The organism is Acinetobacter sp. 22323, from assembly GCF_052044895.1.
Taxonomy (GTDB): Bacteria; Pseudomonadota; Gammaproteobacteria; order Pseudomonadales; family Moraxellaceae; genus Acinetobacter; species Acinetobacter schindleri.
This window is the reverse complement of the sequence record NZ_JBQEOL010000033.1, coordinates 1-9,900: the sequence shown is the minus strand read 5'-3', so window position 1 is coordinate 9,900 and position 9,900 is coordinate 1. Positions and strand designations below refer to the sequence as shown.

The 9,900-nt window shown below is 37.7% G+C and carries 8 protein-coding genes and 2 pseudogenes; 4 read left to right on the top strand and 6 right to left on the bottom strand.

Annotated features, from left to right (window positions below; all coding sequences use genetic code 11):
• Window positions 1-39: 39 nt before the first annotated feature.
• Together ACTJIX_RS14490 and ACTJIX_RS14485 are read right to left on the bottom strand one after the other, a co-directional pair.
• A protein-coding gene (locus tag ACTJIX_RS14490) for an IS3 family transposase (protein WP_155757565.1) occupies window positions 40-1,115 on the bottom strand; the annotation gives its coding sequence in 2 pieces (ribosomal slippage) (window positions 40-863 and window positions 863-1,115; 1,077 coding nt in all).
• A 393-nt stretch (window positions 1,116-1,508) separates the two neighbouring features.
• Window positions 1,509-1,751, bottom strand: a complete 243-nt coding sequence (locus tag ACTJIX_RS14485) for a DUF2789 family protein (RefSeq protein ID WP_004281876.1) — start codon at window positions 1,749-1,751, stop codon at window positions 1,509-1,511.
• Window positions 1,752-2,102: 351 nt separating this feature from the next.
• Here ACTJIX_RS14485 and ACTJIX_RS14480 point away from each other — a divergent pair, with 351 nt between their 5' ends.
• The 4 genes from ACTJIX_RS14480 (at window position 2,103) to ACTJIX_RS14465 (ending at window position 6,741) form a co-directional block, all read left to right on the top strand.
• A complete protein-coding gene (locus ACTJIX_RS14480; RefSeq protein WP_004681441.1) occupies window positions 2,103-2,483 on the top strand; it encodes a copper resistance CopC family protein in 381 nt (126 codons plus the stop codon).
• Window positions 2,484-2,547: 64 nt separating this feature from the next.
• Complete coding sequence (locus tag ACTJIX_RS14475; RefSeq protein ID WP_005130246.1) at window positions 2,548-3,429, top strand: CopD family protein; 882 nt, start codon at window positions 2,548-2,550, stop codon at window positions 3,427-3,429.
• A gap of 463 nt (window positions 3,430-3,892) precedes the next feature.
• Complete coding sequence (locus ACTJIX_RS14470) at window positions 3,893-4,087, top strand: heavy-metal-associated domain-containing protein (RefSeq protein WP_004679365.1); 195 nt, start codon at window positions 3,893-3,895, stop codon at window positions 4,085-4,087.
• Between the two features lie 176 nt (window positions 4,088-4,263).
• A complete protein-coding gene (locus ACTJIX_RS14465) occupies window positions 4,264-6,741 on the top strand; it encodes a heavy metal translocating P-type ATPase (protein WP_159138927.1) in 2,478 nt (825 codons plus the stop codon).
• Window positions 6,742-6,811: 70 nt separating this feature from the next.
• Here the strand turns inward: ACTJIX_RS14465 and ACTJIX_RS14460 are convergent, their stop codons facing one another.
• The 4 genes and pseudogenes from ACTJIX_RS14460 to ACTJIX_RS14445 form a co-directional block, all read right to left on the bottom strand.
• Window positions 6,812-7,744: an IS5 family transposase gene (locus ACTJIX_RS14460; RefSeq protein ID WP_440611556.1), complete on the bottom strand. Its 933-nt coding sequence runs from the start codon at window positions 7,742-7,744 to the stop codon at window positions 6,812-6,814.
• Between the two features lie 260 nt (window positions 7,745-8,004).
• A complete protein-coding gene (locus tag ACTJIX_RS14455; RefSeq protein ID WP_004281881.1) occupies window positions 8,005-8,619 on the bottom strand; it encodes a thiol:disulfide interchange protein DsbA/DsbL in 615 nt (204 codons plus the stop codon).
• 177 nt (window positions 8,620-8,796) lie between these two features.
• Window positions 8,797-8,936 (bottom strand): annotated as a pseudogene (locus ACTJIX_RS14450) (cation diffusion facilitator family transporter); the annotation flags it as partial.
• Between the two features lie 87 nt (window positions 8,937-9,023).
• Window positions 9,024-9,140: pseudogene (locus tag ACTJIX_RS14445) on the bottom strand (hypothetical protein); the annotation flags it as partial.
• Window positions 9,141-9,900: the final 760 nt, after the last annotated feature.

The following is a 9,900-nucleotide window of genomic DNA, read 5'->3' as shown; positions in this document are numbered from 1 at the left end:
GGTAATCCTCCCATAAATAACCGAAGTTAAAAGTAGAGGTTAAGCAGCCATTAGAGGTGGCCTTCCTTTGTTTGCTTGGTGTGGTCTTTCATGGTTGTAATGCCACAACCAGTTTGTTGCATAATCTTGTACTTCATCCAAAGTATCAAATAAATGCTTGCTCAGCCAACTATAACGTATGGTCCGATTATAGCGTTCAATATACGCATTCTGCTGTGGCTTACCCGGTTGAATATATTCAATACGAATACCGTGCTCAGTCGCCCAGCGCACAAATTCGTGACTGATAAATTCGGGACCATTATCGCATCGGATCACTAACGGTTTTTCTCTCCACTCCAGCAATTGATTCAACGTACGAATAACCCTGATTGTGGGCACTGAGAACCCTGCTTCAATGGCTAGGCCTTCGCGGCGGTAATCATCAATCACATTCAATAATCGAAACTTGCGACCATCGGAAAGCTGATCATGCATAAAATCTAATGACCAAACCTGATTTTCTCGGATTGGTTCCTTCAATGGTTCAGGCGCATGCCGTTTTAGTCTTCTTCTCGGTTTAATACGCAGATTCAGTGCCAACTCACAGTAAATGCGGTAAACCCGCTTGTGATTCCAGCAGCAACTCTCAACATGCCGTAAATACGAGAAGCACAAACCAAAGCCCCAATCGGAATTTTCCTCAGTGAGTTCAATGAGCTGTTCAGCAATGAGTGCATTGTCATCGCTGAGTTTGGCTTGATAGCGGTAGCAGGTTTCACTAATGCCAAATGCTTTACAAGCCAAACGAATACTAATGGCATGCTGGGCAACTGCCTGTTGTGCCATCTTACGCCGGCAAGATGGCTTTACCACTTTTTTGCCATCGCTTCCTGGATGATTTCGGCCTTTAATCGCTCTTCCGCATACATCTTTTTAAGTCTGGTATTTTCGGCTTCTAGCTCTTTCAGTCGAGCCATTAATGATGTATCCATACCACCATATTTGGCACGCCATTTATAAAAGGTAGCATTACTCATGCCGTGTTCACGGCAAAGGGTCGCTACAGGTGTGCCAGATTCTGCCTGTTTCAAGATGGACATGATCTGACTGTCAGTAAATTTAGATGTTTTCATGCAGAATCTCCTGCTCGTATCTTAAGAGAAAATTCTACTTTTAGATCCTATTATTTTTAGGGGGGATTACCCATGCAATTGTCGCTTTGCTTAACATGTTGCTCAGTGTGGCCAGCCCTAGCGCGACAGCAGCCACATTTGTTGTTAAGCCTTCAGTACGGCTTTGTTGCACAAAGATTTCATAACTATATGATTTTAGAAGTTTTGATTATTTTTTGATCCAAAATTAAATTTATTTAAATCAGATGCTTACATATTTATGCAACAAAGCCATTTCAGAGTAAGGAATCTACTACTTATATAATAGAGATTCCATCTCCAAAACAGTACTACTGTATGAATGAGTTGTATTCAATGCAGGGAAGAATGTAGATCCTTAATACTAACGGAAAATTATTTTACTGAATTTTCATGTAAAGACTCATTTAATTGATCAATCACTGTCGTCCATTCACCATCAGAGTGTAGTTTTTCTTCTAAAAAATGACGTTGAGCATCAGTCCAAAAAATTGCTTGTGTTAAAAAAACATCTCCAGCTAGCTGATGGCTCTCTATGAATTTTGCAATTGCTTCTTCAGTAGAAGCTAAACCAAGCTGTTCAAATAATTTGGTCATTCTTGGACGTGTTTGAGTCATGTGCTTAGCCCACAAATTTATATTAGATCAAATTAAACATAACATGTTTATATTTAAACTAAAATATAAAAAATTAAATAGCTACTATTTTCTTAGACAAAATGATTACTACATTTCATAAATCAACCACCTACATAATTTGTTTGTTAAATGATCATTATTTTTCAATAAGATTATTTTAATAGTTAAAGATTTTAAATTTTAAAAATGACAAAAATGTAATTTTGAAGTCATCGCTCTGTTTCTGTCTCTCACTAATAATTGAAATATAAGAGGAGATGATGTGGTCTCATTAAATATAGATTTTATAAAGTCATCTCTAATGAACTAACGAATCAAGAGGAAACGTAAATGAAATTATTTCAAAATAAAATGACTGCTCTACGTAATGTTGTAGTAGCTGCAACGATGATTGTGGCTACTACAACTACGTTCGCTCATGTGAGTTTAGTGAGTGCGATTCCTGCGGAAAATGCATCTATCCTTAGTCAACCAAAGAACTTGACCCTTAACTTTGGTGCAGAGGTTATGTTGATGAATATTAAGTTACTGGATGCTCAGCGAAGAGATGTTCCTTTAAAATATAAAGTTACTCATGACTTAAAGAAATCCTTTGATGTCGCTCTTCCGAAACTGAAAAAAGGTAAATATACCGTTGTCTGGACAACAATGGGGAAAGATGGTCACAACATGAATGGTGAATATAGTTTCACTATCAAATCAACTAAATAAGAATTGATTACCTTTCAACATGTCAGTGAGGTGCTGGCATGTTGTTCTAGAATGGACAAAAATAATGATTTCTGAATATTGGATGTGGGCCACTTGGTTAACTAAGGTTATTTTATATTTAAGTGTAGCTTTTGTCGTTGGTGGAGCCTTTTGCTATTTTTTACTTAGACAATATCTTGAACTAAAAGAATCGATTCTTAAATATATTACAATTGGCGCTGGATTAGGCCTAATTTCCAGTACCTTGGGATTTTTTATTCTGATTGGTAGTTTTGCCAATACTGGTATTACAGGGATGGTGGACCCCACGTATATTAATATATTGGTTAATACTCCGACGGGGTATATATACGTTCTTCGTTCTATTAGTTTTGCTCTTTTACTTCTTCTCATGGTGGTTAAACTTAACAGGAACAAAGGTCAGTTTTCTATAATTGAAAGTTCAATATTTTGTATTTTACTTATCCCGATTATTTTTAGTTTTTCCCAGCTCGGACATGTCGCTAATTTAACCTTACTTGCTCAAATTTTATTATCAATCCATATTCTAGTTATGTCGTTATGGATGGGGTCTTTATATCCGTTATGGAAAACCAGCCGGGAAATAAGTGGTTTACCTTTAAAAGATCGCATGCATGTATTTGGACGTATTGCTGCTTTCATTGTTGGGATATTAATCGCCTGTGGCGCTAGTGTAGCTCTTCTTTTAATTAAAGATTTTAATACCTTAATCAATACTGCATATGGCTATGGTTTCATGGTTAAAATGTTTTTTGTTATAGGTATTCTACTTTTAGCTGCCTTCAACAAATGGTATTTCACCCCGCATCTTCAACATCCTAAATTTGCTAAACACCTTAGTCATGCCATTTTATTTGAGATGTTATTAGGTCTATCAATTCTATTAACAACAGGCTATATAACCACTGTCGTGGGTATTGAATAAGAGAATTTCAAAATAAGGTTATTGAGGAAATTTAACATTAGTACTTTTATCTTTTGTAGCTGAGCAATAAAGTTTCTACTGGACTGCCAGCTTACGACAATCAGAACAGTAAAATCGCATCATAAGGCATTTATATATTAAAGGTAGTCACCGGTTTTTAGCTTCAATCCATAAGAGTCTCATCTATTCAGTTCACTACTATTGATTGAAATAACTATCTTATAAATTTCAAAGTGATCGTAGATGACAAAAATGTCATTTTTAAGTCACGTTAATGTTGGTTAAGTACTTTTACTGTAGTCATTAGAACGCTATGCTTTAGAATACTCTGATGAAAACTATGGATGTAAACAGACCAAGTTACAGCAAGAAACTGATTCAGAGAAAGGCTGGTTGTATGGTGAAAGTTTAGAGTTACTGTTCTAATGGTTTAAACCAATATTTTGTTAAAAAGGAGCAACATATGAAATTTCACATCGCTAATATGACTTGTGGTGGTTGTGCACGAGGCATTACTACTGCAATTAAAGAGCTCGACTCGAATGCATCACTCGATATTGATTTACAAAACCGTATCGTTGAAATCAACACAACGGTTAGTCAGGATAAAGTCATTGCCACTCTCGGTGATCGTGGATTTACAGCTGAGCCTGCTTAATCTCTGTTAGAGTAAAGTGGTAATCCCTTATCACTTTACTTACTCTTGTTTTTCTCATCGTACAGATAAAATCTGTACTTGCTTGCAATAAAAGTGCTGCCTGAATTCCCAATTATCTTGGTTCGAGCTGATCTTCGCATATAGAACTCAGCATATCTAAATGATAGAGATCGTATATGAGTACCGAAATGACTGATACGCCACACTACAGTGAAACATTAGAGATTGAGGGGATGACATGTGCTTCTTGTGTAGGCCGTGTGGAAAAAGCTTTAAAATCTGTTGAGGGTGTTGAATCGGCTCATGTAAATCTGGCTACCGAAAAAGCAGTCATTTATGCGCATCAACCACTTGATCGCGCAACTTTAATTAAAGCCGTAGAAAAAGCAGGCTACGAAGTGGAAGTATTGCAACCGATAGAGCTTACGATAGAGGGTATGTCATGTGCTTCTTGTGTAGGTCGAGTAGAAAAGGCTTTAAAATCTGTTGAAGGAGTTGAGTCGGCTCATGTAAATCTGGCTACTGAAAAAGCGACTATTCAGGCAAGCTCATCTGTCACTCGTGACTCGTTAATTCAGGCTGTCACCAAAGCAGGGTTTGAAGCAAAGTCAGTTCATCAAACTACGGAAAGCTTTCAAGATAAAAAGAATATTGAATTAGAAAAACTTAAAAAAGATTTAATTTTGTCAGTCTTATTGACTCTACCCGTTTTTATTTTAGAAATGGGATCACACCTGATTCCCGCCTTTCATACGTTTATGATGGATAACATTGGCCAACAAAATAGCTGGTTAATGCAATTTTTCTTGACCACAGTAGCATTAATTTTTCCAGGCCGACGCTTCTTTAAAAAGGGCATCCCAAGTTTATTCCGCTTAGCACCAGACATGAATTCCTTGGTGGCTGTAGGAACATTGGCTGCTTATCTTTATTCAGTGGTTGCTACTTTCTTTCCAAGTGTCCTGCCACAAGGCACGGTCAATGTTTATTATGAAGCTGCAGCGGTTATTATCACTTTAATTCTATTAGGTAGATTTTTTGAAGCCAAGGCAAAAGGCCGAACGTCTTTAGCAATTCAACATCTAGTTGGAATGCAGCCTAAAGTTGCCAGAATACAGCTCAATAATCAGGTGATAGAAGTTCCGATTGCCGAAGTTCAAACAGGAACGATTGTAGAGATTAGACCAGGCGAGCGTATCCCTGTCGATGGTGAAGTTATTCACGGCCAAAGTTTTATTGATGAATCCATGATTACTGGCGAGCCTATGCCCGTTGAAAAAACGATAGGCTCTACTGTGGTAGGAGGAACAATTAACCAAAGTGGCAGCTTAAATATCAAAGCCACCTCTGTTGGTAGTTCATCAGTGCTTTCTCAAATCATCCGAATGGTTGAACAGGCACAGGGTTCCAAGCTGCCTATTCAGGCATTGGTTGATAAAATTACCATGTGGTTTGTACCTGTAGTAATGGGTCTCTCTCTTTTAACTTTTATTACTTGGTTTATCTTCGGCCCTGAGCCAGCCCTAACGTTTAGCTTAGTTAATGCAGTTGCGGTACTCATTATTGCATGTCCTTGTGCAATGGGACTTGCAACGCCTACATCAATCATGGTGGGAACTGGGCGTGGTGCTGAAATGGGTGTTTTATTCCGTAAAGGGGAAGCTTTGCAGCTGCTCAAAGAAACTAAAGTGGTTGCTGTTGATAAAACAGGGACCCTGACTGAAGGGAAACCAATTTTAACCGATCTGCATGTCTTAGAAGGGTTTGAATACAATGCCGTACTTTCACTTATGGCAGCCGTTGAATCAAAGTCTGAGCATCCTATTGCTCGAGCAATTGTACAAGCCGCTATAGATAAGGAATTAATTCTGTCTCCTGTTGCTGATTTCAAGTCAGTCACGGGCTATGGAATAGAAGCAACGGTGTCTGAACATTTGGTTCATATTGGTGCAGATCGATATATGGAAAAACTAGGTTTGAATCCTAATGTTTTTTCTCAATTTTCGGATCGTTTGGGAGAAGAAGGAAAAACCCCTCTCTATGTTGCGATTGACCAGAAACTTGCTGCCATTATTGCTGTAGCAGATCCAATTAAAGAATCAACATTTGCTGCAATTGAAGCGTTACATCAGTTAGGTTTAAAGGTTGCCATGATTACAGGTGATAACCGTCATACAGCTCAAGCGATTGCAAAAAAACTAGGTATTGATGAGGTTATTGCAGAAGTCTTACCTGAAGGTAAAATAGAGGCCGTTAAAAAATTAAAAAATCAATATGGTAAACTCGCATATGTTGGAGATGGCATTAATGATGCCCCTGCACTTGCAGAAGCAGATATTGGTTTAGCGATAGGTACAGGTACAGACGTAGCTATTGAAGCTGCTGATGTGGTTTTGATGTCTGGCAACCTGAAAGGAGTGCCGAATGCTATCGCTTTAAGCAAAGCGACTATAACCAATATTCGTGAAAATTTATTTTGGGCATTTGTTTACAATGCAGCTCTGATTCCTATTGCAGCAGGTGTACTTTATCCGCAATTTGGACTGCTACTTTCTCCTGTATTTGCTGCTGGTGCAATGGCTCTCTCGTCAATATTTGTACTAGGAAATGCTTTACGATTAAAACGTTTTAAAGCCCCCCTTGCAATTATTTAACCATTTTTTATATACATTGGCTTTGTTGCACAAAGATTTGAAATGCAAAGCGCCCCTAATTGAGCCAAATTTAAGGCGTAACTTGGGTAAGTGGTCGACCTAATTCCGTAAATCTGTTAAGGACTGCCACACGTGCATGGATCTCATTGACTTGGCTATCAAAACTCCTTGCACTGAGTTTATCTCCTAATAATTTGATGCAATGCATCTTAGTTTCAACCAAACTTCGCCGATGATGGCCTGACCATTTTTTCCATAGTGTCCTGCCTAAACGTTTAATTGCTCGAAGTAATTCATTTCGCTCTAGCGAGCTACTCTTTGTATCTTTCCATGGTTTCGCATTTTTTCTAGGTGGAATCACCGCATGGGCTTGCCGATCTGCAATGACCTGACGGCATTGCTTGGTGTCATAAGCTCCATCGGTATAAACAGAGTCAATCCGCTCATCTTGTGGAATCTGATTAAGTAAATCACCAAGCACCTGTGAATCACTGACATTATTGGTTGTAAGCTGAACTGCTCGTATTTGTAGGGTTTTAGCATCTATACCAATATGAAGTTTACGCCATTGGCGACGATATTCAGCTCCATGTTTCTTGCGTTTCCATTCGCCCTCACCTAGAAACTTCATGCCTGTAGAGTCCATGAGTAGATGCAGCCCATCGCTACTTTTTTGGTAGCTGATTACAATATCAATATGCTTTTGTCTTCTACAAAGCGTGGTGTAATCTGGAGCTATCCAATTTAATCCGCAAAGTTTAATCAGACTTTGCACAAAGCCAGTGACCATACGTAAAGACAGACGGAATAAGGATTTAATCATTAAGCAGCATTGGATGACTGCGTCGGAGTAGGTTTGATTTCGCCCTTGTTTACCGATGGACGGAGCATACCATTGCGTAGCAGGATCAAACCAAATGGCAATATTTCCGCGACTCATGAGTGCTCGGTTATATGCGGGCCAATTGGTTGTGCGGTAGATTTTGTGTGCAGGCTTCTTCATTTGAAAATTATATCGCTGAAAAACCCTTTACAGATAGGTTTGTGCAACAAAGCCATCCACGATTCATATTCAATCCCATGACTTTAAAGCGCAAAGCGTGTTGCAGATGCAGCTCTTATTCCGAGGAATTTTACACTGGTATCGCCCGTCGATAGAAACACCAGATCCGGCAGTCAGGACGTAAATAACCATTCCTCCAGTTTAAATAAAAAAACCTGCAGATTCGATGCAGGTTTTTTTTAGAGATAATCAATCGCGTCTTATTTGGCTTTACGCTCTTTTTCAATCAGGTAATTCACCACCTGAATTACTTTGGCATCATTGCCCTGCACAATATATTTACCATTCACGGTCACCGCTGGTACACCGCTTAACTGATATTGAGCAGTCAAATTTTTTGCCTGAGCAATTTTTGACGAAATCGGGAATGATTTATAAGTCGTGTTAAATTTCTCTTCAGAAATACCATAACGGGTATAGAACTTGGCCAATTGTGCCTGTTCTAAAATTGGACGCTGCTTGTCATGAATATCATGGAATAACTGTAAATGTGCTTTTTGACGCACACCCAGGGCTTCTGAAACATAATAAGCACGTGCAGCCTGTTCCCAAAGCGGGTTCATTGCAGCAGGTGTACGTACAAAACGGATATCTTTGGGTAATTTTTTCAACCAGTCCTGCATATGCGGTTCCAACGTGAAACAGTGACCACAGCCATACCAGAAGAATTCACGTACCTCAATTTTGCCCGGTTTTTCGACTTTGACTGGTTTTGCGACCACCTGATAGTCCTGACCTGCCACAAAATTGGCCATAGCATTGCCTGAAAAAGCCAAAACAGATGCGGCAACAGCTCCTAAAAGGAATTTTTTCATTGGGATTATCGTCCTCTAAATCATTATGCTTAGTGTATGGGTTCACTATAAATCAATTATGCCGGTTCCGTTTTCATGCTGCGAACTTTTGTGCTATCAGAACCGCTACATTAAAGTATGCGACTGATTTTAAGTCAGTTAATATGGCCATTCGACCGCTATGTGTTTTTAGATAATCACAAAAGTTAAACTTTGAGTAATAAAAACGGTTATAATTTCTACGATTAAAACGTAGTGGTCAAACCTACAGTAAATATTAGCTTCTTACTATTCTCTTCAGTAACAGCCGCGTGGCTCTGAGAATGATCTTCTGACATACAATAGTTTCCTTATTCTATTTACGATTAGCTGAGAGACTTGAGTAAGCCTCAATATTTCTGCTAAAAATTGCTTACTATAATTGGTCAAGAAGCTTTCTTTTCATTTATCCACCGGGACAATATTGGTAATAAAACCAACATAAGAAGGGTTGATGAGATAATTCCTCCAATAACCACATTTGCTAGTGGGCACTTTACTTTTTTCTCCAATTCCAATGCCTCCCTAACTAATTAGAGAGTTTTAAGCATTATTACATGAATCTTTCCAGTACTATTGTTGCAAATATACTAAGTTGCATATTTATTCCTGCCTATGTATAGGAGCATATGTAACCCTAAAGTTTAAAATAGTCTTTTCGGACTATTTAAAAATTTGAAAATGGTAAAGAATAAATTAAAAACAATAAATATATTTATCATTCGATTTAAAAAAATTAATTAATCTTAGTTACACCATACTAAAAATAACTAATTTTTAGTTTTCCTAGTTATATGTGCTTCATTATAATTTTGAATTAATTCTCTTCACACCCTTTGCTTTTTTCATTGTTAATTATTTCTAAATTTTTCTCTAAGAAACGAAGTCCCCCATCAGCAAAACTACTGGTTGAAAAAACTATAGTAAAAATAACTAAAACAATCTTCATATATATATTATTGAATCTAATCATATCTTGGACCAAAAAATAATTTCTTCATATACTAATTCCTAGATGTATACACCTAAATGACAACCAAATTACAAATTTGTAATTTTGTTAAGGTTTGTCCTAAAAAAAATAAATTAATACTATTTTAACAAAGATAAGTCGTTGCTGAAAAATTTGAATTGTAAGGGATTTAATTAGGCACTGTTGCAAATAGAGATTTGAGTCGATGATGTTCCCTTTAAAAAGTACTTAGAGACCGAAAACCCTGTTGATTAGACACACTTCACCCTGAGGCTGACCATAATAAAATG

What these genes read in the sequence shown, in the direction of transcription:
- ACTJIX_RS14485 (WP_004281876.1), bottom strand. Translation starts at nt 1,751, where the DNA reads ATGACTCAAACACGTCCAAGAATGACCAAATTATTTGAACAGCTTGGT.
- ACTJIX_RS14480 (WP_004681441.1), top strand. Translation starts at nt 2,103, where the DNA reads ATGAAATTATTTCAAAATAAAATGACTGCTCTACGTAATGTTGTAGTA.
- ACTJIX_RS14475 (WP_005130246.1), top strand. Translation starts at nt 2,548, where the DNA reads ATGATTTCTGAATATTGGATGTGGGCCACTTGGTTAACTAAGGTTATT.
- ACTJIX_RS14470 (WP_004679365.1), top strand. Translation starts at nt 3,893, where the DNA reads ATGAAATTTCACATCGCTAATATGACTTGTGGTGGTTGTGCACGAGGC.
- ACTJIX_RS14465 (WP_159138927.1), top strand. Translation starts at nt 4,264, where the DNA reads ATGAGTACCGAAATGACTGATACGCCACACTACAGTGAAACATTAGAG.
- ACTJIX_RS14460 (WP_440611556.1), bottom strand. Translation starts at nt 7,744, where the DNA reads ATGAAGAAGCCTGCACACAAAATCTACCGCACAACCAATTGGCCCGCA.
- ACTJIX_RS14455 (WP_004281881.1), bottom strand. Translation starts at nt 8,619, where the DNA reads ATGAAAAAATTCCTTTTAGGAGCTGTTGCCGCATCTGTTTTGGCTTTT.